The organism is Shimia sp. R9_3, assembly GCF_017743755.1.
Taxonomy (GTDB): domain Bacteria; phylum Pseudomonadota; class Alphaproteobacteria; order Rhodobacterales; family Rhodobacteraceae; genus Shimia.
In genome coordinates, this window is sequence record NZ_JAGHRP010000001.1 from 263,290 (window position 1) to 287,773 (window position 24,484).

The window sequence follows — 24,484 nt, forward strand, 5'->3', positions numbered from 1 at the left end:
CTATGTTCACGCCTGTACCGAAATCTTATCTTGGAAGACCGTAATTCGTGCATCGCAAGCGCCAACTACCGCGCTAGAATGCGTTACAATCAATACCATGGCGCCATTCAAATCCGACTTTAGGAGGTTAACAACGTCCTTTGCAAAGGCGTCATCTGTCGCTGATGTTGGCTCATCCAATACAATGATATCTCCGCCAAAGATCAAGGCACGTGCTATTGCCAACCGTTGGCGTTGCCCCCCGGAGAAAAATCCATATTTGTCGCCAACTAAAGTATCTAAACCTTTAGGAAGATCATGAACATAGCGCTCCAGACCAACACGTTCGAGCATAGTCCAGACAACACTATCTGAAATATCCATACCGAGGCTTAGATTCTCTCGGACCGTCGCATCCAGTAATATCGGATCTTGAGGCACATAACCGATCGCGAGATTGTCCAGAAGCTGAGGCGAAGTCAGTGATGCTTCTAATTCGTTAGAGCTAGAAATCACGATGGACCCGGCCTGCAGGTCCCCCTTAACCGAGCCGAGCAAAACCTTAATGAATGTTGATTTCCCCACGCCATTTGGCCCGGTGACGGCATAAACACGGTTCGACTCTAAAGTCATATTTACGAATTTTTGGAAATATGGCCCGTCTTGCCCCGAAACTACAAGCTCGGCGCCGCCAAATGAAATTTCAAATGGGCGCGGCTGTGGTTCTAGTGGAGCTGAATTCAAGGGAGCGTCAGCTTCTTGATCTGCAAGTTGCTCTGAAAGCTCCTCCAAAACAGGGCCAGAATAGTCCAGTCGCTGAAAATTTGCCAACATTTTAGAAGATAGCGGAAGCAGACGTATAGCGATACCCGCTGTTACAGCAATTTGACTAAGCTCGGGCACATGCCCACCATTGAGAAGCAAGATTACGGCTAAAATCGAGATGATAATGAACTCAACGATCCAGCGTGTCGACATATTCAAGCCGCTTTGGAGCCCACCTGCATGGGCCGACCGTTCGTTCACACGATCATACCGCCGCCAAAAAAAATCAAAAAGTCTGTGCGCAAATATGAGATCTCTTTGTTCAAAAGCCTCATTCACATACTGATATCGAACCCCATCCATTTCTTTGCGCAGCGTGCCGAGCCGACCAAGATGACCACGCACTACGGCTGCCATCAGATAAATCAGAACCCCAAAAAGCACACTGATGACCAATAAGGACGATCCATTCAGGTAGATTAGATAGCTAATCAATACCGCCGCAATTACCGTATCACTCGCTATCGCAATCATCGGAACATAGCCGTGCTGCGTGATACTTTGAGCTTCTACGATTACGTTTTTGGCCAGAAGGTTAACGTTGCGCGTTTTTTCTGAGCTCTTGTTCAGCTTTAGATACTTCCGAAACAGAGACGACGAAATCTCGGCCTGAATCTTAAAGACAGTCGTTGCTTGGAAAAACGACAAAAACACCAACATCGATGATCTGAAAAAGAACGCCAAAACAAACAACGCCAAAACAAAGTTGGTAGAGCGTTCTCCCAATAACGGGACGGTGGTCAATCCGGCTTCATTTGCCATAAGACTTTTGGCAAGTGGGGCAATTGTACTGAATGCGACACTTTCCAATATCCCGATTAATAAGGACGCGAAAATGAGCAACACAAAACTGCGTTTGCGTTGAGAATCCAGCAAAAAATATAAGGACTGTAAGCGCTGTATTAGTTTCATCTATAAAATTTGGTTTTCTAGCTTTGAACCTTGCGACAAATGCTGGCATAGGTTTTCTGCGGCTAGACTTCGCATTTCCTTGTAGGATTGTTGAGAATAGTAGGCCGTATGCGGATTCAGAACCAACTTTCCTTTTTCTATTAGCTCTATCATTGGCTCATGAAGTGCATTTGTTCGAGGCAAGGGCTCCTGTGGAATAACATCCAAGCCAGCAAAAGACAGCTTACCTAGCTTCAGCGCGTTAAAAACTTCCTCTAAATCGTCGATCAACCCACCACGGGCGGTATTAATCAGAATTGCGCCATCTTTCATCTTTTCGATGAATCTTACGTCAATCATTCCCTCAGTCTGATCGTTCAGAGGAGTATGTACTGAAACAACATCACATTGGCTCAGAAGATCGTCGAGAGACCGGTAACGAAGCAACGAGAGGGACTTATCAACACCGGATGGAAGAAGGGGATCATAAAATGAAACCTGAAACCCGAGTGCCTTGCACTTCAAAGCAAGCGAGGTTCCGATCCGGCCCAGGCCAACAACGCCCAAACGCATGTCTTTGGTGCGAACAATATGCGGCAGCGTATTTTCCTGCCAGGTGCCTTCGGCCAACGTTTTGATCACATGGTGATAAGCCGTGAGCCCTCGCGCACCACTTAAGACCATTGCGACACCGGTGTCGGCAACCTCATCGGTCCCGTAGTTTGGAGTATTCCCAAATCCAATTTGCCGTTCGGCTAGAAGCGAAACATCGATTTGATCGAAACCAACCCCATATCGAACCACGGCTTTGAGGTTTGGAAACTGATCGATGTAGTCTGCGTCGATTTCCTGATGCCAAACCAGAAGCCCAACTACGCGCTCTTTCTCGGAAACACTCAACTCACCATGAGCGATACCCAGTCCGCAACGCTCGGTTATTTCCTGCTCAATGTCAGGATTTTCGACATAATCGGTTACGTAGATTAAATTTTTAGAAGCCATTTATTCGTCTTCATTTTGTGCTTTGCATCGCTGCAACAAAGTCGCTGTAAGATTTCCGTACAACGTTGCAGTCGACGGAATAAACCAAATAATTCATGCCCATTTCGCTGAACTCAGTTGCGACCTCCGTTGTGGCGCAAATCGTTCCGACAGATTTGCCCTTGGCGACACAAGCATCTGTCACTTTCCTGACCGCATCCTTGAAAACCGTTGATGAAAAATCTCCCGGTCTACCTAGGCTACGTGAAAGATCGTAGAGGCCAATAAAGATAGCATCGATCCGATCGATGGAAATCAACTCATCAATCGCGTTAGCGCTTTCAATAGACTCGACATTAACAATAATTGCTGTTTCGTCGTTTCTCTTTGACGTCATCTCAGTCGCAGGCAAACGTCCATATTCACCGTTGCGGGTGAACAACGAAAATCCGCGATTCCCCTCGGGTGGATAGAGAGAAAATTCTAGCAGAGAACTCAATTGGGAAACATCTTCGATATTTGGAACCTGTATTCCAGCAATTCCCAAATCCAAGCAGCGCAAAATTTCAGCCTGATCAACATGGGTACACCGGACTAAGGGCGCTACACCACGGGCCTCAGCGGCCAAGGCAGAAGCCAGTACGGTTTCAAAACTATGTGGACCATGCTCGCGGTCGATGATCAAAAAGTCTATGCCTGATGTACAGATAATATCTGCTGCTGCTGCAGACGGAATTGTGAACCAAGTCCCAAGCACTTGCTCTCTGTTTAAGAGCCTTTCGCGAAATGTCATTACAGCTTCCTCTGCATCAAGAACTGCGCATACTCGAAATCTAAGTCTGTATCTACATCGACAGAAGACACATCATCCGTTTCGTAAAAATAGGGGCTCGGACTAACCACATACCGATTGCGAACCATCATTTCTTTTTTTGTTATGAATAGCGCACCGTTCACAGCAAAAGTCTTTGGTAAGTGCTGGGAATACTTGTGCCATGGCCCCCAAGCGTAGTTGATCGGGAGCCCCATCTCAGAAACCAGGAATTCAGAAATTTTCTTAACAGCGACAAGACCGTCATAATCGCCACCAGAACATTTTTCCTGATATGCTGCGACACATTTCGAATACTCATCAAACAGCGGACTGGTTGTATGACACCATGCAACACTCGTCTCATCATCTTCAGGAAGAGACGCAGCCACTTGGTGAATAACCTCTGGCCAAGGTTTGACATTGTCACAGAATTCGACATCGCGCTCAATAAAAGTAAATCCAAGTTCGCTCTGTCTGTCTGCCAAGCTCGTGTAGTCAGACGACACATAGATTTCGTCAAAACAATCGGCCGCGTGAAGCTGCGATAGCTTTAGTTCAAAAAGCGATTTTCCACCAAAAAACTCGCGAAAGTTCTTCGATACGACGCGATCAGATTTTTCTTTTACCGGAACAACAGCAACGATTTTCATGCTTTTCTCGCTTCCGAGACAAACTGGGCTTGATCCAGAACGCGCCCCGCATAGCCATTTTCATTGTCATACCACAAAATCAGATGAATTTGGTTGTCAACAATATCCAACCACCTTGCATCGATGATCGCAGATTCCTCACGATTGATAAAGTCACGGGAGATTAGGGGGTCAGTGTTTATCCCGAAGAGCTTCCAGGCAAATGCAGAATTAAACTTTTCAAAGGCCGAAATGACTGAAGCCTTACTCGCCGGAGCTTCCTTCAGCTGGAGCACGAGGTCAGCGGATCCAACCAAAGATGTAGGAACACGATATGAGAATGATGAAATTTTCGCATCGAAATTCGGCAGTGATTTGAATGTCGCGGTTACCGCAGAAGTTGGTTTTGGGATTAGGTTATCCAAAGCACTGCGACCTAGCGGATAGTGATCATAGATTTCGCCAGGATTAGCCCAAGACGTGGATGGTCCGTCTAACAAGTTTTGGTAGTTTAGCCATGGATGAACCGTGGTAATATGACCTCTTTCAACCCCATAAGCTTCATCAAGACAACGCAGCACAGGCGCCAAAGCAGTAGCATCGCAGATACTCGTCGAAATGATCGAAGATGCTGAGATATCAAGTTGTTCATGGTTAGCCCCAAGAACAAGACATATGTCCGCGTCTGGATGAATATGTGTTGTAAGAACTTTCAGTTTTGGGAACTTTTCCACCAACGCCGACAGAGAGGCACCGTTATTTGACAAGCCTGAAGCATCTATCAATATGTCGATATCAGCGCAGTCTAACGCAGCCACGTCTTCCTCGCGCGAGTATCTAATCTCATCGCCTTCACTTCCGACGCGCAGCGCATTGCTCGAGACTACCTGCAGAGCTGCCTCGCCCTGGCTGACACCTTGGATCGAGTCAAAGTTGTACATATAGCAAACGTTTTTCTCGTCAGGATTGATGTCATTGATCATCACAACGCGAAATCTATGATCTCGGTGGGCCTGACGAAAGATCGCCCGCCCAATACGCCCAAAACCGTTGATGGCAATATTCAAAGAAGTTGGCATAAAATATCCCCAAATTTATTTATGGAATAGCTAGGCTTGTCGATCTGGCCATAATCGACATGAGAGAACTGTTCAACGAAACAGAAATCGACGCCCGTCTCAATACAGGCTTCAGCATCATAGGGTGAATCGCCAAAATACACTGCAGTCAGTCCACTCTTTAGCAAGTTCCTAAAATGCTGCACCTTGTTCAGAGGTGGCCCAAAAACTCCGTGAAACAAATCGGCACATTGGTTGCGCTCAAGGATCTGCTCCACCTCTTTGACATCGCCACCAGTAACAATCAACGCGGTCATTTCGCGCTCTGAGATTTTCTCAATGAGCCTAAGGGCGTCGTCATCAAGAACAACCTCAGACAACATCACTTCAAGATTAGAGTTGTATTTGGCAAGGACCTGTTTCGCGACCGCCTCATCAAACTCCGCGGTAATTTTCGCTTCCCGGGAAATTCCGCTTTGGAAAATGAATTTCTTTGCAAAGCGTGATGCTACACTTTCATCTTCCGTGACGCTCAGAGCCGCGCAATAGACTGCCCGATACTTCGTAGCGTTTGTGTCAGCTAAGGTCCCGTCAAAATCGAACGCGAAGACATCGTAGTTCGCCAACTCAAATGGCCGCAATTCCAGTCGCCTCGCTGCATTCAAATCCAGTGGATACGTTTTGAAACAAGTGTAGTCATTGCTAAAGAAACTGCGTTTTTGTTCAGATAGATATGCCAATCGCGTCTCATCTACACATCGGATAGTCTTCTACGAGGTTCCTGACTTACTTACCAATTGTACTCGCATTCGCCATCCCAGTATCAATGGCATCAAAGAAGCGCAACGCCAAACGTGGTCAGCGATACTCGAAGGGGCCAGTTTCGAGAGGCAAGGTCAAAAAAACATACTAATCTCTGCTGGAATATTTCAAATGCATTGAGGCAACCTAAGCGCGTTTTCTAACCTCGACCACGTGAGCCGCTTCGTGTTTGTCCAAACGGCGACGCCATTTGTCCGATTTTGGATTGAGAGCCAGAAGCTCCGGGAACAGGAAGGCCATTTCGTCCGCATCTACCGTCGCAAATTCCGGCATATCAGCTCCAGCGTGGCGCATCTCCACCTGCATGCCATCCATGGTCAGGATTTGCGGTGTGTCACATAGCACGAGAAAATAGTCGGTCGTGGGCGCATGTGAAACATGCTCTGTTATCCCGTGCCAACCGACGAGATCCTTCACCGGAACCATCACCTCACGCGCAGCAAAGGCAGTTTCAAACTCAGTGCCCCGCATCCAGATCCGAGAATTTGGTGCAAGTAAACAATCACGCGCTGGGACATTTCTCCCCAAAGCGCCAGCAGGCACTCGGATCGGGAGCTCAATTGCCTGCAACACTCCAACCCAGCGCACACGGATAAGCCCCAGATCTCGGCTGACCACTTCATCACCAGCGCGAAGCGTTTCGACCGCCACCTCTCCTTGTCGGGTTGCGATCTTTGTACTTCTCGCAACCAGGCTCACATCTTTGGAGCCCAGCTCTTGCACCTGAGACTGCCGGCCATTTGTGTATGCTGTTTCTGCCTGCGCCATTTTTGCTCTCCCATGGCCATTTCATCGACCGGTTGTTCCGATCGATCTCCCCCATGGTGACGTTGGATGCGTGTTAGGCCCTGGCAGGGGCTTTATTGATCTCAGCTGCAGCGTTTCTCTGCGTCTTCGACGGCAGCGGTAAAACCGCGCAACGAAAACGTATCGGCGGTTTTGGTCCCGCGTGAAGAGCGCGCCGTCAGCGTCGCATCCGCGCCGCGTTTCATGGCCGCAACAATTTTGGCATCATCTCCGGAAGACGCAGGCCAAGCCCATTCGCCTTCTGTGATCATCACAAAACTCTGACCGTCAATGCTCACTTCAACGGTGGATCCACCAGCAAAGGGATATCCACCGGTAAACCCAACCTGCGCCGAGACGCTCTCGTGGGGCAAGAAAGACACCATCAGCAGAATGTCGCTGCGGCGTACGGCCACAACCTGTCCACCACGGGTGTTCACGCTCTCTTTGGCTGTGCTCACCGCCCAGCATTCACGTTTGTCACCGTCTTTGTGCTCAAAGACGCTCCAATCCGTGATGGCGTTGACCTGATTTTCGCTTGATGCCTGTGCCGAAACACTGCCACTCCAAAGCGTCGCCGCCATGGCCAGCGCCGTCATCCAACGTGATGTCATGCTCTTCTACAGCCTCCAAGCTGTGTGTTGCCTCTGGTTCCTGCCCGCTGGTTTTGCACCATTTGTGTTGGGCCGGAGATTATTATACGCGATAGAATAAGCTTAGCCCATGTTTGCCGCGAGACGAAAGACCCGTTGGCACAAATTTGCCCATGAAAGCGAGAGATTGATGACCAAAGCCGTGCCGATGACCGAACTCTGGCGAGGAGACATTCTTGAGAGTGTCCACAGCGGCCATGCCGTGGTCTGCAATGCCGACGGGGAGATTGTGCATGCATGGGGCGATCCAGATGCCATTGTGCTGCCTCGCAGCTCCTCAAAAATGATCCAGGCACTACCTTTGGTGGAAAGCGGCGCAGCCGATGCCGCCGGTTTGACAGAGCAGCACTTGGCGCTGGCCTGCGCGTCCCATAACGCATCTGCCATCCACAATGACATGGTGAATGCCTGGCTTGCGGCACAAGGATTTTCCGACGATGATCTGATTTGCGGACCTCAGGAACCGCGCGACATCGGTATTCGTGATGAGTTGATCCGCTGCAATGACCCGGTCTGCCGCGTACACAACAACTGTTCCGGCAAACATACGGGTTTCCTCACTCTGACCAAACATCTCGGCGCAGAGAAAAACTACACAGATATCGACCATCCTGTGCAAAAAGCCGTTCTGGCAGCGCATGAAGAGCTGACACAGGAAACCAGCACAGGCTACGGCATTGATGGCTGCTCTGCTCCCAATCACGCCAGCACACTCAAGGGAATGGCCCGCGCCATGGCATTCTTTGCAGCCGCTCGTGAGGGGGAAGGCACCCGCGAAACAGCCGCTGCACGCTTGCGGGACGCTATGGCCAAACATCCGGAGTATGTGGCTGGCGAAGGCCGCGCGTGCACCAATCTGATGCGCGCAATGAACTATAAAGTCGCGATCAAAACCGGTGCTGAGGCCTTCTTCATCGCCATATTGCCCGAACAGAAACTGGGTGTCGCACTGAAGATCATTGATGGCGGCACGCGCGCTTCTGAAAACGCAATTGCGGCGATTTTGGCGAAGCTCGGTGTTTTAGACCCTAACCATCCGGAAGCGGCCAAATATCTCGATGCGCCAATCAGAAATTGGGACGGTCTACAAACCGGGATGATGCGCGCCACAGAGGTGATGCGCTGAACTTCGCCACTCCAGCTGCACTCGGCAGAAAATACTCCCGCCGGAGGCATCGACATATGCCACCGGCGCTTCATTTAGTCTGGTTTGACTACATCTCCATCGCTTCGGCCACTTCCACTGTGCCCATCCCGCCTTCCAGGATTGGGCAAGCTTTTGCGATTTCGCAGGCCGCGTCCATATCGGACGCGTTAACAAGCGTGTAGCCAGAGACCGGATTGGCACCGCCATCATTCGCCACACCATCTACACTGACGGTTTTGGACATACCTGCCGGGTTGCCGCCATCGACGAGATCAGCGCCTATCCCTTCCATCCACTTCATCCAGGCTGCCATGACTTTCTCTCCTTCCTCCGGCGTTTCCGGGCGCCCACCTCCGTGGTAAATGAACATAAATTTTGGCATTTGAAGTCTCCTTTGTTGAAGGGTCTTGATCCAAATTTATTCAAGAAGCGCCCGCAGCCTATTGGTAGAACTGTTCCAGCCCCAACTATGGCCACGCACAGCTTCTTCATCCTGCAACTTCTTGTGATCTATGATCAGCCTAGCCCCCCGCGTCGTCGCCTCGACGGTGAATGTGACATGACTTTCATGTCCACGTTGATCATTTTCGTCGTGCCAAGCCCAGGTAAACCCGACCGAATGTGGCGGATCGATACTTGTCACCTGACCTGACATTTTCATCTGCCGACCAGCGTCACTGATTTTGACAGAATGCCACGGACCAAGTCGCGTAAAATCTAAAGTGTGGTCGCCCAATGTCATGCCTTCCGGCCCCCACCAACGGCTCAGATCGGCCGGATTTGTAATCGCAGCGTAGAGGCGCTCAGGCGAGACAGAGAACTCCTTTTCCAATCGCGCATCGCTCATGACTTGTCCTCCGCCAACAGGGCGTCCAACCGCTCCAAGCCTGACTGCCAAAACGCTTTATGATCCATTGTCCATCCCGCAACGGCTTGCAGCGCTTCCGGTCGAACGCTGTAAAGACGTTTTGTGCCCTCTGCGCGCTGTGTCACCAAGCCTGCGTTGCGCAAAACTTTAAGGTGGCGAGACACCGCAGGACCGCTGATCGACGCGTCTGCCACAAGATCACCGGCTGGAAGCTCCCCAACAGCCATAAGACGCTCCATCATGGCAAGGCGGGTTTCATCGGAAAGGGCAGCAAAGGTTGTGGCCAGACAGGTCATAGCCTGATCTTGAGGGGATTCTCTATTTAACACAAATGTTAAATTTCAAGTCTGACAGAGCACATCCCAGAGCAGTTTGAGCGCCAATGCGACGGAGGTTGCCACCAAAAGCGGGCGGATCAACCTTGCCCCTTTCGCCATGGCCACCTTGGCACCAAGCCGAGCGCCCAAAATTTGCATCGCGCCCATAGCTAAGCCAATAGCCCAAAGCGGGTTGGCAACGAGGATAAACCCGGCGAGCCCGCCAACATTGGAAGCGAAATTCAGAAGCTTGGTATGCGCGGTCGCTTTCAAGATGCCGTAGCCGCCCAGCGCAACGAAGGCGATCATATAGAAACTGCCCGCGCCCGGCCCCAAGATACCGTCATAGAAGGCAACAACCGGAACAGCCGTCAGGGAAAAGATGATGGGTTTGAGACGCGCTGTACGATCCATCTCGCCGGGATTTTTGCGAAGGGCAAAGAACAGCGCAATTCCGATCAGCAGAACCGGCAAGATCAGCCGAATCCAATCTGTTGGCAAAACGGATACAAGGAGTGCGCCGCCAAGCGATGCGATAAACGCCAACAGTGCAGGTCCAGCCTGAGCGCGCAGATCGACCAAGCCACTCTTTGCATAGGAATAGGCAGCGGTGCCTGATCCAAACATCCCTTGTATCTTGTTTGTTGCGAGTGCTTGCACGGGCGGCACACCGGCAATCATCAACGCCGGCACCGTGATCAATCCGCCGCCACCAGCTATCGCATCCACGAAGCCCGCAAAAAATCCTGCTGCCAGTAAGAGCAGCAGCCCCTCAACCCCAAATTCCAGCATGTATTAGAGGCCCGCGAACTCAGACTTGGCATAGCCTTGGATATACAGCAGCGCGGTGAGGTCCCCATGGTTGATGCGGATGTCACATTCTGCCGCGACTGAAGGCTTTGCGTGTAGCGCTACCCCTGCCCCAGCGAGCCCCAGCATGCCAAGGTCATTGGCACCATCACCCACAGCCATCACATCTTCATGCGCAAGCCCAAGTCGTTCGGTGATCTCTTTGAGCGCCTGCACCTTCGCTTCGCGGCCCAAGATAGGGCGCCCCACATCCCCGGTCAGTTTTTCATCTGCAATCAAGAGCGTGTTGGCGCGGTTTTCGTCAAAGCCAAGTTCGGATGCTACTTTGGCAGTAAAGGCTGTGAAACCGCCTGACACCAACGCTGCGTAGGCGCCTTCCGCTTTCATTGTCGCCAAAAGCGCTTTCCCCCCGGGCATGAAAGTGATGCGTTCCGCGAACACCTTGGCGATCACCCCCTGATCCAAGCCTTTCAACAGGCCAACGCGCTCCGTCAATGCACCTTCAAAATCGAGTTCTCCGTTCATCGCCCGTGCGGTGATGTCTTTGACGCGATCCCCGACACCCGCTTCGTCAGCCAACTCATCGATGCACTCTTGCTCGATCATCGTGCTGTCCATGTCCGCTAAAAGCATCTTCTTCCGGCGGCCTTCAGTCGGCTGAACAACGAGATCCACACCCAATTTTTGCAAATCGGCCCAAACCTCCCAAAGATTGTCGGGCTTGGCAGGCAGAGAAAACTCCGCAGCCTCTTCGACTGCGAGCCAATGTACGGTGTCACCTCCCCACGCATTGCGCAAATTCTCCAAAAGCGCCCCATCAAGACTTGGCAACGTCGGATTGGTCAAAAGCGTGGCAGTGAGCATCGGGGGCCTCAACAGATTTGAAGTTAGCTTGGGCGCCATAGAGCACGGCGGCAAAGATGATTCCAGTCTCGGATATTTCTGACCGTAAGGTTTTATTCATCAGAATCTGCACCTGCCGCACCCACATCGTTCATGTGACCGAATGTTTCCGATAGTGGTCATTTGGCGTCGCTTTTGAATCACAAACTGTCGCCAATGCGGATTTTTCCTGTTGTGAGATCCCGCCACTCCGCCTAAGTCGGTCCGTGGGACACCTCTCCCCAACGAGAGGCATTTATCTGGAAGGATAGCACTTATGGCTACTCAGCAACCGGCGGTTCGCCCGGCGAATCCGCGTTTCTCCTCTGGCCCCTGCGCCAAACCCCCCACATTTGATGTGACCAAGCTCGCCGATGCCGCTCTCGGCCGCAGCCACCGTGCCGCTATCGGCAAGGACAAACTGAAGGCCGCGATTGAAGGCACACGCGAGATCCTGGGCATCCCCGCAGATTACCGTATTGGTATCGTGCCTGCCTCTGACACAGGCGCGGTTGAAATGGCGCTTTGGTCCCTTCTGGGCGCGCGCAAAGTCGAAATGCTGGCTTGGGAGAGCTTTGGCGCGGGCTGGGTTACCGATGTGGTGAAGCAGCTTAAGATCGACGCCGAGGTCAAGACCGCCGACTATGGCGATATCGTGGATCTGGCCACGGTAGATACCAAGAACAACGATGTTGTCTTTACCTGGAATGGCACCACCTCCGGTGTGCGCGTGCCAAATGCCGACTGGATTACGGATGACCGCGTAGGGCTGACAATCTGTGATGCTACATCTGCCGCATTTGCGATGGACCTGCCTTGGGACAAGCTGGATGTGACCACCTTCTCCTGGCAGAAAGTGCTGGGCGGCGAAGCGGCGCATGGCGTTATTGTCCTGAGCCCGCGCGCTGTGGAACGACTGGAAAGCTATACACCAGCATGGCCGCTGCCAAAGATCTTCCGCCTGACCAAAGGCGGCAAGCTGATCGAAGGCATTTTTACCGGCGCCACCATCAACACCCCCTCCATGCTGGCAGTCGAAGACTATCTCTTTGCGCTGGATTGGGCGCGGTCTGTGGGTGGCCTGAAAGGTCTCATCGCGCGCGCGGATGCCAACGCCAAAGCGGTTTTCGATTTCTGTGACGGAAACGACTGGATCACGAACCTCGCCGAAGACGAAACCACGCGTTCCAACACATCGGTTTGCCTGAAGTTCTCAGACGACCGCATTCAAGACGGTGCAGCATTCGCAAAAGCGGTGGCCAAACGTCTTGAGGCAGAGAACATCGCCTTGGACATCGGCGCCTATCGCGACGCGCCTGCTGGCCTTCGCATCTGGTGTGGCGGCACAGTCGAGACCTCCGATCTGCAGGCCATGCTCCCATGGCTCACATGGGCCTTTGAGGCCGAAATCACAGCGCAAGCCTAAGAGGGGCCCCCGAGGGCACACCCTACGTTGGGTGCGCAGTTGTTGCGCACCTTCCCAGACATAGATTTTCCAAAGGACGCTTAAAATGGCTCCCAAAGTACTCGTATCCGACAAACTCAGCGAAACCGCCGTTCAAATCTTCCGTGACCGCGGCATCGACGTCGATTTCATGCCTGACCTTGGCAAAGACAAAGAGAAACTGGCCGAAGTGATTGGCCAATATGACGGGTTGGCGATCCGCTCCGCCACCAAGGTGACCCCGACAATCCTGAACGCCGCCACAAACCTCAAAGTGGTCGGCCGCGCAGGCATTGGCACCGACAATGTGGACAAGGAAGCTGCTTCCAAAAAGGGTGTGATCGTGATGAACACGCCTTTTGGCAACATGATCACAACTGCGGAACATGCCATCGCGATGATGTTTGCTGTCGCGCGCCAAATCCCGGAAGCCAGCACATCGACCCATGCCGGGAAATGGGAAAAGTCCAAATTTATGGGGGTCGAACTGACCAACAAAACCCTCGGCGTGATCGGTGCAGGCAACATTGGTGGCATCGTTTGTGATCGTGCCCGTGGTCTGAAGATGAAAGTTGTGGCATATGATCCATTCTTGTCCGCCGAGAAAGCGGACAAGATGGGTGTGGAAAAAGTGGAGCTGGACGAATTGCTCGCCCGCGCTGATTTTATTACCCTGCACGTGCCATTCACGGAACAGACCGCCAATATCCTGAGCCGCGAAAACCTTGAGAAGACCAAAAAAGGCGTGCGCATCATCAACTGCGCCCGCGGTGGTCTGGTGGACGAAGAAGCGCTGGCCGAGCTGTTGAAATCCGGCCATGTCGCTGGTGCGGCCTTTGACGTTTTCTCTGAAGAGCCTGCCAAAGAGAACGCGCTCTTCAATCTGCCTAATGTGGTCTGCACCCCGCACCTTGGCGCAGCGACCACCGAGGCTCAGGAGAATGTCGCTCTGCAAGTGGCTGAGCAAATGTCCAACTATCTGCTGACCGGCGCTGTTGAAAATGCGCTCAACATGCCGTCGGTGACCGCTGAGGAAGCAAAGGTGATGGGACCCTGGATCAAACTGGCAGATCATCTTGGCGCCTTCTCGGGCCAAATGACGGACGAGCCGATCAAAGCCATCAACATCCTCTATGACGGCGTAGCAGCGGATATGAATCTTGCAGCTCTGAATTGTGCAGTGGTGGCTGGGATCATGAAAAAGGCCAACCCAGACGTGAACATGGTTTCCGCCCCTGTGGTCGCCAAAGAACGCGGCATCCAGATTTCGACCACCAATCAGGACAAGTCCGGCACTTTTGATGGCTACATCAAAGTGACAGTTGTGACCGACAAGCGTGAACGCTCCATCGCAGGCACCGTCTTCTCGGATGGCAAGCCGCGCTTCATCCAGATCAAAGGCATCAATATCGATGCCGAGATCGGGGCCAACATGCTCTACACCACCAATGAGGACGTGCCAGGCATCATCGGTACGCTGGGTCAGACATTGGGCGACAATGGCGTGAACATCGCAAACTTTACATTGGGTCGTGCGGACGTCGGCGGCGAAGCGATTGCACTCCTTTACGTGGATGAACCGGTCCCGGCCGAAGCGCGTGCGAAACTGGCAGAAACCGATATGTTCCGCCAAATCAAACCACTGGCCTTTGACGTCGCTTAAACTGTGACAAAGCCAACAAAAGCGCCGCCTCGTTTTGGCGGCGCTTTTTTGTTGCCTCTGAAAGATCCTCTGGGGTTGTGCTCAGAAGATCTCCAATCAACAGTGGGGGTGTTTACACATAGTCGGTTTAGGAGGTTTCCATGTTTCCCCAAATGCGTGACGCTGACAAGCACTCGCCCACTGTTTCCGGCCCGATTGACCAGCTGTTTTTCCAAAGTCGCAACGTGATTGTTGCCGGAGAAATCAACGATGTTCTCGCCCGCCGCACGGTGACCCATCTACTCTCGCTTGCTGAAGCCGGAGATGACCCGATCAACGTGTTTATCTCCTCTCCCGGCGGACATGTGGAAAGCGGCGATATGGTGCATGATGTCATCCGCTTCATCCGTCCCAAAGTACGCACAATCGGCACCGGCTGGGTGGCGAGTGCCGGTGCGTTGATTTTTGTCGGTGCACAGGCTGAAAATCGGTTTTGCCTACCCAATACACGTTTCTTGCTCCACCAACCGTCTGGAGGCATTGCCGGACAGGCCTCCGACATGGAAATTCAAGCGCAACAAATTAGGATGATGCGTGCCCGCTTTGATACTTTGTTTGCCGAAGCGACCGGCCATACTCCGGAACAAATAGCCGACGACACTCAACATGATTTTTGGCTTACAGCGCAGGAAGCGGTCGACTACGGTCTTGTTGGGCAGATTATTCAAACAGCAGATGAACTTCGATGACAGATCCAGTTTACGCCATCGGCGACATTCACGGGTATCTCGAGAAACTGGAAGACATACTTTCGCGCATTGAAGCAGATGGCGGTCCCGATGCGCGTATTGTCTTTCTGGGAGACCTTGTTGATCGCGGACCAAACAGTTGCGGTGTGGTCGATAGACTTATGCATGCACGCACCGAAGGCCGCCCTTGGACCGTTGTGAAGGGCAATCATGATCGCATGTTTGAATATTTCATGGCCACGCAACCAAAGCATGATCCACGCCTACGACCAGAACTCACATGGCTTCATCCGCGACTGGGCGGCGCTGAAACGCTGGCCAGCTATGGTGTGGATGCCCATGCCGATCGTGCTGTCGAGGACATTCATGCTGACGCGCTCGCGCTTGTTCCCAAAGAGCACATAGAGTTCATATCGAGCCTACCTTTGTTTCATCTCATGAATCCTATCCTCTTTGTACACGCCGGCATTCGACCTGGCATCGCGTTGGAAGATCAGTCAGAAGACGATTTATGCTGGATCAGAGACGATTTTCTTTCCGATCCCCGGCCACATCCCTGGCTGGTGGTACACGGCCATACGGTTGTTGAAACCGTCGAACACAAAGGCAATCGCATCGACTTGGACACGGGAGCTGGCTATGGAAAGCCTATTTCAGTGGCCGTCTTTGAAGGCTCAGATGTCTGGACCTTGGAAAGTTCCGGCAGGAAGGTCCTGAAGCCCGCATAACAAGCAGGCTGCTCCGCTCAAAACACAATCGATCCTCAGCGCCCTTTCTGCGCAAAGCCAGTTAGAGGCTTTGTTAAGATTTTCTTCTTACTCTTTTCGGATCAAGTGTATGTGTTTTGTTCTGGTGTTGTTATGTTTATGCGTGTGTTGGCGCTGCTCTGCGGCCTATCTGGGATGGCTTCGGCCGATATCTACAAGGTGTATTTGGATGCGGATCGGACTTCCAACTACGCCTCTGCACGGTCAATCGAAATTGGACTTATGGCCGCGTTTGACGAGGTAGATCGTGTTGTAATTGGGCGCAAGATTGAGTTTGTGCCTCTTGATCACCGCGCCAATAGCAAACGCTCAAAAAGACATCTCCAGCAATTTTTAGAAGACCCCCAGGCAATCGCAGTCGTGGGTGGCCTGCACTCCCCGCCTTATCTTTCCTCCAAAGACTATGTGAATGAAAATGGCATTCCACTGCTATTGCCTTGGTCGGCCGCCGCCCCACTCACGCGCGCACAAACTGCTCGAAATAGTATTTTTCGCCTGTCTCTAGATGATGCGAAAGCAGCAAAAATTCTTGTCCCGCAGGCCGTCACACAAGACAAATGCCAGCATATCACCCTGATCTTGTGGCGGTCAGGATGGGGAGAATCCAACGAGCGCACCATGACCGCGGAGATGAAATCTCTCGGGTTTAATCGCTATAAAATCCGATATTTTGAGGGTAACCTGGGTGAGGCTGATGCCTTGTCTCTTGCCAACGCATTGGATGTCGCAGGCAGTGATTGCGCCATTTATGTGGGCAATGCGAAAGATGCTTCTGTTATCTTCACCGCACTCCACAAAACAGAAATGCAAACCAGAATGCTTAGCCATTGGGGCATTACCGGGGGAGATTTTGAAGAAGATGTTCCGGCCCCAGTGCGCGACGGGTTGCAGCTCCGTTTCATTCAGCCCTGCTTTAGCTTCAAAGCGCCCGCGGGATCTTCTGATGCGCGCTTAGATCAGATTGTCAAAACCTATCGTGAGGATTTTGATGACAGTGGCTATTTGCGAGCGCCAGCCGGGTTCTTTCACGGATATGATCTTGGCCTTTTGCTCATTGAAGCATTGAGAAACATCGAGGTCGAAGACGATATATCAACACAACGCGCGATGTTGATCAAAGCACTGACCAATATCGAAGGACCGGTCGACGGGTTGCTCCGCCGCTATGAGTTCCCCTTTTCGGAATACGCGGTTCAAAATCCAGAAGCGCATGAAGCACTCGAAGTAGGAGACTTCTGTATAGCGCGTTTCGACAACGAGGACCGTATTGTTACCGCCAAGTCTGATCACTTCTAAAAATGGCCAGCTCAATGCGCTACACGTTGTTCTTCAACATCTTCGTTGTGCTCGCCTCATTGGTATCAGGGGCCTTCACCAGCGCCGTGGTGCGTTTTTCGGTGTCAGAACAAACTCTGAGTTCCCAACAGGAATTTGCCAAAGTCGAAGGTGACGCACTTGCGGATCGGTTGCACACTCACATGGATCAGCTGGGCTTAGGTCTGACTTTTCTCGCCACGCAACCAGCCATCGTAAATCTTGTCTTGGGAGATGTGCAAACGGACACCTATGCAGATTCAATCTTTGACCGCTATCTCGAAATTGCCCCTTTTGACGGCACTCTCTTGTACGATTTTCTCCCGGAAGAAATTCTCCGGCTAGACGCAAACAACATTCTAAACAAGCGCATCTCAGATCATACCAATCTCTTGGCACAGCGCGTTATCTCAGCCGAACAAACGCTATTTGACGTCGTCTATTTTGAGAGCACACCAACATTAATGGTAGCCGTGCCGGTACTGGCAAACGGATTTGCCGAAGGCGTTCTCATAGCTATTGACGCCGAATGGAGTTTGCCGGCTCAAATCATCCCGTCTGAGGTGGAAACTTTGACGCTGACGCGAACCCAGCAACAAGATCCCGCAAATTGGTTGTTTGCAAGCAACCTAGAAGGCACCGGCCTAACCCTTCAAGTGCAGTGGGACGCAGCGTCGCTGGATCAGGCACGAACGGCACTTTTGCGATCTCTCACGTGGGCGATTTTCGGAATTCTGTTGGTGGCGGCGCCATGTATGTCTTTGCTCGGTCACCGGTTGTTGGTTCGACCCGTCAAAGCATTGGAAAAAGCCAAAACCGAAATGGAGGAACTAGAACAGAAACATAGGGAACTGTCAGAAGTCGCAATCCGCTCCAACGATGCAGTGGTCATCACGGATAAAAACAGGCTGATCACCTGGGTCAACCCAGCGTTCGAAAACCTAACAGGCTATAAACTGGGAGAAGTTCTCGGAAAATCTCCCGGTGCGCTGCTACAGGGCGAACTGTCTGATCCAAAAGCCATTGCAACCATGTCTCGCAATCTAAACGCTGGAAAGGCGGTGACTGTCGAATTGATCAACCATGCAAAAGACGGGCGCCCCTATTGGGTGGAGGTCGCGATCAACCCGGTTTTTGATGAAAGCGGTACATTGGTGCGTCTGATTGCCGTAGAGCGAGACACAACACACCAAAAGGAGCACGAACAACGCCTCAATCAAGCAGCGCTTCAGGCCGAGGAAGCCAACAAAACCAAGAGCCGTTTTCTAGCAAATATGAGCCACGAAATCAGAACGCCGATGAATGGGATCATTGGCATGTCAGAAGCTTTGTTGGACGAAGACCTTTCCGCCGAAGCGCGAGACTCGGTCAGTGTTATCCGCTCTTCTGGCTTGGCTCTTGTCGGGATTATCAACGATATCTTGGACCTTTCAAAGTTGGAGGCAGGACAGTTTGAAACATCAAGTGAGCCCGTATTGATTGACGATCTGGTCTACGAAGTTGTTGGTCTGGTCAAACAGGGGCTCGAAAAACCTGACGTGGCCTTTGAAGTGACATTAGAAAAAGCCATGCCAAGAGTGATTTGGTCTGACGCCAAGAGACTGCGGCAGATTCTGCTGAATGTCGTTGGGAATGCGAACAAATTCACCCTAAGCGGACATGTCCGAGTTTCCCTCCAAAGACGCCCCAATACACAAGACGACTCTTTCGAAATACATGTTTCCGACACCGGCGTCGGCATCGCCGAAGACAAGCTGGACCGGGTGTTTGAGGCATTTAAACAGGTGGACAATTCGGCAACGCGCACCTTTGATGGCAGCGGCTTGGGACTCGCGATTACAAAGGGGCTGATTGATGTCATGGAGGGCCAAATCACCGTGGCCTCTGTACTGGGTGAAGGAACCACCTTCTCGATTGTTTTGCCCCTGTGCACGACGGGCTGCGGACACACCCCAATTAACAACCTGAATGGTAAACGCATTGCCATATTAACCCAAGACTCACCGGATTTAGCGCGGTTCTGGCAAGACAGATTGGCTTATGTTGGTGCAGAAGTCGTCCTGCTGCGTATGAGCGAATTCAATCTTCCACTCATGAACAGACATGCAATCCTGGTTGGTGGGTCGAAGCTCCCGAAATCGGCGCAGCAGAACCTGGAAAAGTCGAAGTGCCACGTATTTGAGATTGGCGATGGTGACCAAATGAGAGGTAACTATCCATCACTGAGCCCGTTGATGACCAACTCCACTCTCATAGAACGCCTGTCTCCCGAAGAAGACGCATTGAATACCCCACGAGATACGAGAACAGAGTTACCCAATTGGCGGATCCTTGCCGCGGATGACAACAAGGTTAATCGGTTGGTATTGGAGAAGTTGTTCAAAAATCAGCCTGTTGAATTTCAATTCTGCGTAAACGGACAAGAGGCGGTAGATGCCTTCCAAGATGACCCGAGTTTCTCTGTCGTGCTCATGGACATATCCATGCCGATAATGGGCGGGTTGGAAGCAACACTGCGCATTCGTGAATACGAACTTGTTCACGGCTTAACACCCACCTCCATCATCGCTCTAACAGCCAATGCAAGCAAAGAAGATCGCGAGACTTATCTCGCCAAAAAAATGAACGCTGTCCTTTCAAAGCCCTTCAAGAAAGAAGAGCTGCTCGACCTGCTTTGGGAATTCGCAAAGCCAGAACTCGCTTCATCTCAGTCAGACGCAAGAGAGCCAAAAAACAGAGCCCGCTCATAGACAAATCGTGCCTTTGGGATTGTGGTAAGTGTTACGGCACTTTTAAAGCTGAAAGATGGTGCCTCAAGAGGGACTCGAACCCCCGACCTTGTCCTTACGAAGGACCTGCTCTACCAGCTGAGCTATTGAGGCACTGCGCCCGTTCCTCTAACCGCTAACAGTTTAGCGCGCAAGGGTCCGCAATCAAACCCGAGATCATTTGTCTTTCCAAGAGCGGCTACCTAACGGGATCCAGCCCTTTTTAAGTGTTTCACAATCATTATCGGCTCCGGAGGGAGGCTCTCCTTGCCCAAGCGGTTAAAAACCGCTATCGCGCGAGCGTTATATGGACGAAGGGAAAAGACATGTCGGCTCCGAAGAAAGTTGTGCTGGCCTATTCCGGTGGCCTGGATACCTCAATCATCCTGAAATGGCTGCAAACCGAATATGGCTGTGAGGTGGTGACCTTCACCGCAGATTTGGGTCAAGGTGAAGAGCTTGAACCGGCCCGCCAAAAGGCGGAACTGCTGGGCATCAAACCAGAGAACATCTACATCGAAGATGTGCGCGAAGAGTTTGTACGAGATTTCGTTTTTCCAATGTTCCGCGCCAATGCGGTTTATGAAGGGCTCTATCTGTTGGGCACGTCGATTGCACGCCCGCTGATCTCCAAACGTCTGATCGAGATTGCGGAGGCAACGGGCGCAGATGCGGTGGCACATGGCGCAACCGGCAAAGGCAACGACCAGGTGCGCTTTGAGCTGGCCGCCTATGCGCTGAACCCCGACATCAAAGTAATTGCGCCTTGGCGTGAGTGGGATCTTTCTTCCCGAACAAAACTTATCGACTTTGCCGAACAGCATCAGATTCCCATCGCCAAAGACAAACGCGGCGAAGCGCCCTTCTCAGTGGACGCGAACCTTTTGCACACCTCTTCAGAAGGTAAAGTATTGGAAGATCCGGCCGTCGCGGCTCCGGACTATGTCTATCAGCGTACCGTCCATCCTGAGGACGCACCAAATGAGCCAGAATTCATCGAAATCGGCTTTGAAAAGGGTGATGCGGTCAGCATCAATGGCGAGACGATGAGCCCGGCAACCATTCTAACCAAGCTGAACGAATATGGTGGCAAACACGGCATTGGCCGTCTGGACCTCGTAGAAGGCCGCTTCGTGGGCATGAAATCCCGTGGCATCTATGAAACACCCGGTGGCACCGTACTTTTGGAAGCTCATCGCGGCATCGAGTCTATCACCATGGACCGAGGCGCGATGCATCTCAAAGATGAGTTGATGCCGAAGTATGCGGAGCTGATCTACAACGGGTTCTGGTATTCTCCGGAGCGTGAGATGCTGCAGGCTGCGATCGACAAATCCCAGGAGCACGTCACAGGCACCGTGCGCGTCAAGCTCTACAAAGGCAGGGCGGCCACTGTAGGCCGCTGGTCCGACTATTCTCTTTATTCGGAAGAGCACGTAACCTTTGAAGATGACGCGGGTGCTTATGACCAAAAAGACGCAGCCGGCTTCATTCAACTACAAGCGCTGCGACTAAAACTGATCGCGATGCGCAACAAGCGCAACGCGGATTAAACAGCCAGAATTTAGACACTAAAACCCGCCCAATGGGCGGGTTTTTTGTTTCCGGCAGTTTGCTATCAAACCGACAGTTTAGTTGAATACAGACGTAAAGCCGGTAGAGTCCATTTTGTGTACAGGGTCCTGCTCTTCTTGCGGTTTGCAAGTCAGAGGGTAGGTCGCATTGCTGTCACATCCGGTAATTGGATATCTTCCCGCGTCTGAGCAAGCGGAAATGAAGGTGACTAAACAGGTTATCAGGATCAGCGGGCGCATGGTGATCTCCATAAAAAGTGTAATTTTGGTTCGATCAGCTATTTATTCTTAGCGAACAGACAAAACATGACACCAAGAGCCAACAACTTGATAGTTTCGGACAGAACTCTGAAATCCAGAAGAAAACGGCAAATTCCTCTGAGGCCTCACCACTTAACGTGGAGGTAACCAATCCAACGTAACTCTTGCAGCAACGCAATGTGGCTGCGATTAAGTGCTCGTTAGAAACTAGTCTTTTGGAGGATACATGCTGGAAGAGATTGCGGCGCAAATGCGCGAAGGGTTGAAAAATCAAGCGTTTGATAACACGCTGAAATTTGATTGTGGCGACGCCGGAGTGCTCGTTCTGGCAGACGGGACTGCGTCTACCGATGATCGTGATACCGACTGTACCGTCACAATCTCTGCAGACAATCTCTCAAAGCTTCTGGCGGGAGATCTCAAGCCAACCACAGCTTTAATGTTGGGCAAGCTCAAAGTGTCGGGTGACATGGGCGTAGCCATGAAGTTGGGACAGTTGCTGGCCTAAATATCTGTTTCCAGACTCTTCTTCACGGAGGCAGTGTTCCCTACCTCCGTGTTGAGGACGCTCAGCGCTTTTGCGATTTCATCTCTTCGTAGATTGGCAAAGCCGCATCAAGCACCGGCTGGAGGTTATCAGGAACCTCTGGCAACGGGCCCTCTGCACCCGCAAATCCCGTGGAGTTCCAAACTGCGCCATACCAGTGTTTGGCCCAAACGCCATCATCCTTATGCCCGCCTTTGGGCCAGCTGAGCATCGCCGGATCGTAATCTAAACCTATATCGTTACATAGCTTTCTCAGCGCATCCTCGGGATTTTCCCGAATGTCATGGCTGTCAACGATGACGACATCTCGCCCCCAGTCCCGCACTTTTTTGAGAAGCGCTAGTTGTTGAGGAAAACCGATATCTTCAAGTGTGGGGTTCTCTCGTTTGGCCGCATAAGAGGCGATCACGCGTGCCGGATGGCGCAGCAAAAACACGTTTTTTGCATCCTGCATCCACTCTCTAGGAACGCCATCAATCATATGCTGGGTCATATGTTTTTGATAAAAAACGGTTTTACCATCTGGATTGGCGCCTGAGAGCGCTGAAGCCACCACTTGTGGATCCTGGTGTTGTGACCTCAGGATCTCTTCACGCATCGGATGATCTAGGCCGGTTTTTGCAAGGTAAGCCGCGTAGAAAGGCTCATCCACCACAGCACAATCCGAGCGATTGCCAAAAGCATACATCATCGCCGTGGACAGATTTCGCGGTCCACTCCACATCGCTATCTTCATCAAAATCACCCCTCTGTATTGCGTCGGTATCACGGCTGTATCGCAGAGGTAGATATTGGGGTCACTCAGTCGCCCTAACACAACCTATGCTAGCTTTGATACTGTTGATTTTCGCAGACGCTAGCGCGCAGCAACCCGAAGACCAAGAGCAAATGCTTCTGGTAACTGACAACGTTGAATGCCATTCTGTGATATCGATGCAATTGCTCACCGCGCGACCTTTCAGGGCCTCATTTGGAACCAAGACGATCGCCACCTTGTTCTAACTTTCAGAGCGTATGAAAACGCCGCAGGGATCCAACTGATCAAGTTCTGCACGAAAATAAATGTCGCCCAAGACAGAGATGTTTCGGTCGGTAGCAGTTTTTGCAGAGTTTCACCTGTCTATCGCTCTCGCAAGCGCGGGTAGGATCGGCTCCGGCTGCTCCCATTCACCGACTTTCACCTTGGTGTGACAACAGGTTTCATAGGATTGAGACTCACGAAGAGCCAGCGCAAGATTGGGGCAACAAGGAGTTGTCTGATGAAAAAACTGCAGAACCTGAAAACCGCAGCCCTATCCGCTCTGATTGTCCTGGGAACGTTTGCTCACAGCGAGCGTGCCTACGCCATGACCACGGAGAAACTGATCGTCGCCGGTGGATGCTTCTGGTGCGTGGAGAGCGACTTTGAAAGCGTCAAAGGTGTTCAGGAAGCGCGGTCCGGCTTTATTGGCGGCAGCACAGCCAACCCAAGCTATAAGCAGGTGACCAAAGGTGGGACAGGTCACTACGAGGCCGTAGAAATCACTTTCGACCCCTCCAAAGTTTCACGTCAAACGCTACTTGATCTCTTCTTCCGCTCTGTTGATCCCACAGATGCAGGCGGTCAATTCTGCGACCGAGGCGACAGCTACCGCACCGCGATTTTTGTCGCCAATCAAAGCGAACAAAGCAAGGCTCAAGCCGCAAAAGTGAAAGCCCAGGCTCAGTTGGGGCAGACAATTGTGACGCCAATTTTGCAGGCTGGAACCTTCTATGAGGCAGAAGCTTATCATCAGGATTACTACAAAGGCGGCAAGATTGTATTGACCCGCTTTGGACCAAAGAAACAGAGCGAAGCTTATAAGCGCTACCGCAAAGCATGCGGCCGAGATGCGCGCGTAAAAGAACTTTGGGGAAGCGCCGCTCCATTTGTGGGCCATTAAAGACCATCCGCGGGCTGCGCCCACTCCGGATTAG

General features: G+C 51.8%; 24 protein-coding genes and 1 tRNA gene. 10 read left to right on the top strand and 15 right to left on the bottom strand.

From position 1 onward, the window contains the following. Nucleotides 1-6 precede the first annotated feature (6 nt). The 8 genes from J7412_RS01150 to J7412_RS01185 all read right to left on the bottom strand — a co-directional run bounded on the left by J7412_RS01150 (nucleotide 7) and on the right by J7412_RS01185 (nucleotide 7,399). Entirely contained in the window at nucleotides 7-1,716 is a 1,710-nt protein-coding gene (locus J7412_RS01150) for an ABC transporter ATP-binding protein (protein WP_209076260.1), read from the bottom strand. After that, on the bottom strand, nucleotides 1,717-2,697 hold the full coding sequence (locus tag J7412_RS01155; protein ID WP_209076262.1) for a C-terminal binding protein: 981 nt from the start codon (nucleotides 2,695-2,697) through the stop codon (nucleotides 1,717-1,719). Between the two features lie 10 nt (nucleotides 2,698-2,707). Beyond that, nucleotides 2,708-3,469: an aldolase/citrate lyase family protein gene (locus J7412_RS01160; protein WP_209076264.1), complete on the bottom strand. Its 762-nt coding sequence runs from the start codon at nucleotides 3,467-3,469 to the stop codon at nucleotides 2,708-2,710. Further along, complete coding sequence (locus J7412_RS01165) at nucleotides 3,469-4,140, bottom strand: hypothetical protein (protein ID WP_209076266.1); 672 nt, start codon at nucleotides 4,138-4,140, stop codon at nucleotides 3,469-3,471. Before J7412_RS01165 ends, J7412_RS01160 begins: the two co-directional genes overlap by 1 nt. After that, nucleotides 4,137-5,198 (bottom strand): aldehyde dehydrogenase, encoded by a 1,062-nt coding sequence (locus J7412_RS01170; RefSeq protein ID WP_209076268.1) that lies wholly within the window; start codon nucleotides 5,196-5,198, stop codon nucleotides 4,137-4,139. Before J7412_RS01170 ends, J7412_RS01165 begins: the two co-directional genes overlap by 4 nt. Continuing rightward, nucleotides 5,183-5,917, bottom strand: a complete 735-nt coding sequence (locus J7412_RS01175; RefSeq protein ID WP_209076271.1) for an HAD hydrolase-like protein — start codon at nucleotides 5,915-5,917, stop codon at nucleotides 5,183-5,185. Before J7412_RS01175 ends, J7412_RS01170 begins: the two co-directional genes overlap by 16 nt. 208 nt (nucleotides 5,918-6,125) lie before the next feature. After that, nucleotides 6,126-6,767, bottom strand: a complete 642-nt coding sequence (locus J7412_RS01180) for a Hint domain-containing protein (RefSeq protein ID WP_209076273.1) — start codon at nucleotides 6,765-6,767, stop codon at nucleotides 6,126-6,128. A 101-nt stretch (nucleotides 6,768-6,868) separates the two neighbouring features. Beyond that, nucleotides 6,869-7,399, bottom strand: coding sequence for an invasion associated locus B family protein (locus J7412_RS01185; RefSeq protein WP_247743717.1), 531 nt, complete (start codon nucleotides 7,397-7,399; stop codon nucleotides 6,869-6,871). 169 nt (nucleotides 7,400-7,568) lie between these two features. On the opposite strand from J7412_RS01185, the gene J7412_RS01190 reads away from it, so the two are divergent. Then, on the top strand, nucleotides 7,569-8,564 hold the full coding sequence (locus tag J7412_RS01190; protein WP_209076275.1) for an asparaginase: 996 nt from the start codon (nucleotides 7,569-7,571) through the stop codon (nucleotides 8,562-8,564). An 88-nt stretch (nucleotides 8,565-8,652) separates the two neighbouring features. On the opposite strand, the gene J7412_RS01195 is transcribed toward J7412_RS01190, so the two are convergent. Genes J7412_RS01195 through serB form a run of 5 tightly spaced genes read right to left on the bottom strand, consistent with a single transcriptional unit; the run spans nucleotide 8,653 to nucleotide 11,444 of the window. Next, on the bottom strand, nucleotides 8,653-8,967 hold the full coding sequence (locus J7412_RS01195) for a hypothetical protein (RefSeq protein ID WP_209076277.1): 315 nt from the start codon (nucleotides 8,965-8,967) through the stop codon (nucleotides 8,653-8,655). 36 nt (nucleotides 8,968-9,003) lie between these two features. Beyond that, a complete protein-coding gene (locus J7412_RS01200; RefSeq protein ID WP_209076279.1) occupies nucleotides 9,004-9,432 on the bottom strand; it encodes an SRPBCC domain-containing protein in 429 nt (142 codons plus the stop codon). Then, on the bottom strand, nucleotides 9,429-9,749 hold the full coding sequence (locus J7412_RS01205) for a metalloregulator ArsR/SmtB family transcription factor (RefSeq protein ID WP_209076281.1): 321 nt from the start codon (nucleotides 9,747-9,749) through the stop codon (nucleotides 9,429-9,431). Before J7412_RS01205 ends, J7412_RS01200 begins: the two co-directional genes overlap by 4 nt. A gap of 45 nt (nucleotides 9,750-9,794) precedes the next feature. Continuing rightward, nucleotides 9,795-10,562 (bottom strand): TSUP family transporter, encoded by a 768-nt coding sequence (locus J7412_RS01210; protein WP_209076282.1) that lies wholly within the window; start codon nucleotides 10,560-10,562, stop codon nucleotides 9,795-9,797. A gap of 3 nt (nucleotides 10,563-10,565) precedes the next feature. Next, nucleotides 10,566-11,444, bottom strand: coding sequence for a phosphoserine phosphatase SerB (serB, locus tag J7412_RS01215; protein ID WP_209076285.1), 879 nt, complete (start codon nucleotides 11,442-11,444; stop codon nucleotides 10,566-10,568). Nucleotides 11,445-11,739: 295 nt separating this feature from the next. Between serB and J7412_RS01220 the strand changes: the two genes are divergently transcribed. The 6 genes from J7412_RS01220 to J7412_RS01245 all read left to right on the top strand — a co-directional run bounded on the left by J7412_RS01220 (nucleotide 11,740) and on the right by J7412_RS01245 (nucleotide 20,128). Continuing rightward, nucleotides 11,740-12,888 carry a phosphoserine transaminase gene (locus tag J7412_RS01220; protein ID WP_209076286.1) on the top strand — a complete coding sequence of 383 codons (1,149 nt, stop codon included), beginning with the start codon at nucleotides 11,740-11,742 and terminating at the stop codon, nucleotides 12,886-12,888. 85 nt (nucleotides 12,889-12,973) lie between these two features. Further along, nucleotides 12,974-14,569: a phosphoglycerate dehydrogenase gene (gene serA / locus J7412_RS01225; protein ID WP_209076288.1), complete on the top strand. Its 1,596-nt coding sequence runs from the start codon at nucleotides 12,974-12,976 to the stop codon at nucleotides 14,567-14,569. 140 nt (nucleotides 14,570-14,709) lie between these two features. Then, nucleotides 14,710-15,297, top strand: coding sequence for an ATP-dependent Clp protease proteolytic subunit (locus J7412_RS01230; protein WP_209076290.1), 588 nt, complete (start codon nucleotides 14,710-14,712; stop codon nucleotides 15,295-15,297). Continuing rightward, nucleotides 15,294-16,025: a metallophosphoesterase family protein gene (locus J7412_RS01235; RefSeq protein WP_209076292.1), complete on the top strand. Its 732-nt coding sequence runs from the start codon at nucleotides 15,294-15,296 to the stop codon at nucleotides 16,023-16,025. Before J7412_RS01230 ends, J7412_RS01235 begins: the two co-directional genes overlap by 4 nt. Before the next feature lie 132 nt (nucleotides 16,026-16,157). Then, nucleotides 16,158-17,360, top strand: a complete 1,203-nt coding sequence (locus J7412_RS01240) for an ABC transporter substrate-binding protein (RefSeq protein WP_209076294.1) — start codon at nucleotides 16,158-16,160, stop codon at nucleotides 17,358-17,360. A 14-nt stretch (nucleotides 17,361-17,374) separates the two neighbouring features. Further along, the gene (locus tag J7412_RS01245) at nucleotides 17,375-20,128 is read left to right on the top strand and encodes an ATP-binding protein (RefSeq protein WP_209076297.1); all 2,754 of its coding nucleotides are present in this window, start codon (nucleotides 17,375-17,377) and stop codon (nucleotides 20,126-20,128) included. Between the two features lie 56 nt (nucleotides 20,129-20,184). Here J7412_RS01245 and J7412_RS01250 read toward each other — a convergent pair. Beyond that, nucleotides 20,185-20,260: transfer RNA gene (locus J7412_RS01250), tRNA-Thr, on the bottom strand. Nucleotides 20,261-20,472: 212 nt separating this feature from the next. On the opposite strand from J7412_RS01250, the gene J7412_RS01255 reads away from it, so the two are divergent. Next, the gene (locus tag J7412_RS01255) at nucleotides 20,473-21,699 is read left to right on the top strand and encodes an argininosuccinate synthase (RefSeq protein WP_209076299.1); all 1,227 of its coding nucleotides are present in this window, start codon (nucleotides 20,473-20,475) and stop codon (nucleotides 21,697-21,699) included. 508 nt (nucleotides 21,700-22,207) lie between these two features. Continuing rightward, the gene (locus J7412_RS01260) at nucleotides 22,208-22,489 is read left to right on the top strand and encodes an SCP2 sterol-binding domain-containing protein (RefSeq protein ID WP_209076302.1); all 282 of its coding nucleotides are present in this window, start codon (nucleotides 22,208-22,210) and stop codon (nucleotides 22,487-22,489) included. A gap of 61 nt (nucleotides 22,490-22,550) precedes the next feature. Here J7412_RS01260 and J7412_RS01265 read toward each other — a convergent pair whose 3' ends face one another. Further along, nucleotides 22,551-23,264, bottom strand: a complete 714-nt coding sequence (locus J7412_RS01265; RefSeq protein ID WP_209076304.1) for an HAD family hydrolase — start codon at nucleotides 23,262-23,264, stop codon at nucleotides 22,551-22,553. Between the two features lie 523 nt (nucleotides 23,265-23,787). Here J7412_RS01265 and msrA point away from each other — a divergent pair. After that, entirely contained in the window at nucleotides 23,788-24,450 is a 663-nt protein-coding gene (msrA, locus tag J7412_RS01270; RefSeq protein WP_209077491.1) for a peptide-methionine (S)-S-oxide reductase MsrA, read from the top strand. Nucleotides 24,451-24,484 lie beyond the last annotated feature (34 nt).

Bases quoted from the DNA above. Each gene is read 5' to 3' on its own strand.
- J7412_RS01150 (WP_209076260.1), bottom strand. From the start codon at position 1,716: ATGAAACTAATACAGCGCTTACAGTCCTTATATTTTTTGCTGGATTCT.
- J7412_RS01155 (WP_209076262.1), bottom strand. From the start codon at position 2,697: ATGGCTTCTAAAAATTTAATCTACGTAACCGATTATGTCGAAAATCCT.
- J7412_RS01160 (WP_209076264.1), bottom strand. From the start codon at position 3,469: ATGACATTTCGCGAAAGGCTCTTAAACAGAGAGCAAGTGCTTGGGACT.
- J7412_RS01165 (WP_209076266.1), bottom strand. From the start codon at position 4,140: ATGAAAATCGTTGCTGTTGTTCCGGTAAAAGAAAAATCTGATCGCGTC.
- J7412_RS01170 (WP_209076268.1), bottom strand. From the start codon at position 5,198: ATGCCAACTTCTTTGAATATTGCCATCAACGGTTTTGGGCGTATTGGG.
- J7412_RS01180 (WP_209076273.1), bottom strand. From the start codon at position 6,767: ATGGCGCAGGCAGAAACAGCATACACAAATGGCCGGCAGTCTCAGGTG.
- J7412_RS01185 (WP_247743717.1), bottom strand. From the start codon at position 7,399: ATGACATCACGTTGGATGACGGCGCTGGCCATGGCGGCGACGCTTTGG.
- J7412_RS01190 (WP_209076275.1), top strand. From the start codon at position 7,569: ATGACCAAAGCCGTGCCGATGACCGAACTCTGGCGAGGAGACATTCTT.
- J7412_RS01195 (WP_209076277.1), bottom strand. From the start codon at position 8,967: ATGCCAAAATTTATGTTCATTTACCACGGAGGTGGGCGCCCGGAAACG.
- J7412_RS01200 (WP_209076279.1), bottom strand. From the start codon at position 9,432: ATGAGCGATGCGCGATTGGAAAAGGAGTTCTCTGTCTCGCCTGAGCGC.
- J7412_RS01205 (WP_209076281.1), bottom strand. From the start codon at position 9,749: ATGACCTGTCTGGCCACAACCTTTGCTGCCCTTTCCGATGAAACCCGC.
- J7412_RS01210 (WP_209076282.1), bottom strand. From the start codon at position 10,562: ATGCTGGAATTTGGGGTTGAGGGGCTGCTGCTCTTACTGGCAGCAGGA.
- serB (WP_209076285.1), bottom strand. From the start codon at position 11,444: ATGCTCACTGCCACGCTTTTGACCAATCCGACGTTGCCAAGTCTTGAT.
- J7412_RS01220 (WP_209076286.1), top strand. From the start codon at position 11,740: ATGGCTACTCAGCAACCGGCGGTTCGCCCGGCGAATCCGCGTTTCTCC.
- serA (WP_209076288.1), top strand. From the start codon at position 12,974: ATGGCTCCCAAAGTACTCGTATCCGACAAACTCAGCGAAACCGCCGTT.
- J7412_RS01230 (WP_209076290.1), top strand. From the start codon at position 14,710: ATGTTTCCCCAAATGCGTGACGCTGACAAGCACTCGCCCACTGTTTCC.
- J7412_RS01235 (WP_209076292.1), top strand. From the start codon at position 15,294: ATGACAGATCCAGTTTACGCCATCGGCGACATTCACGGGTATCTCGAG.
- J7412_RS01240 (WP_209076294.1), top strand. From the start codon at position 16,158: ATGTTTATGCGTGTGTTGGCGCTGCTCTGCGGCCTATCTGGGATGGCT.
- J7412_RS01245 (WP_209076297.1), top strand. From the start codon at position 17,375: ATGCGCTACACGTTGTTCTTCAACATCTTCGTTGTGCTCGCCTCATTG.
- J7412_RS01255 (WP_209076299.1), top strand. From the start codon at position 20,473: ATGTCGGCTCCGAAGAAAGTTGTGCTGGCCTATTCCGGTGGCCTGGAT.
- J7412_RS01260 (WP_209076302.1), top strand. From the start codon at position 22,208: ATGCTGGAAGAGATTGCGGCGCAAATGCGCGAAGGGTTGAAAAATCAA.
- J7412_RS01265 (WP_209076304.1), bottom strand. From the start codon at position 23,264: ATGAAGATAGCGATGTGGAGTGGACCGCGAAATCTGTCCACGGCGATG.
- msrA (WP_209077491.1), top strand. From the start codon at position 23,788: ATGAAAAAACTGCAGAACCTGAAAACCGCAGCCCTATCCGCTCTGATT.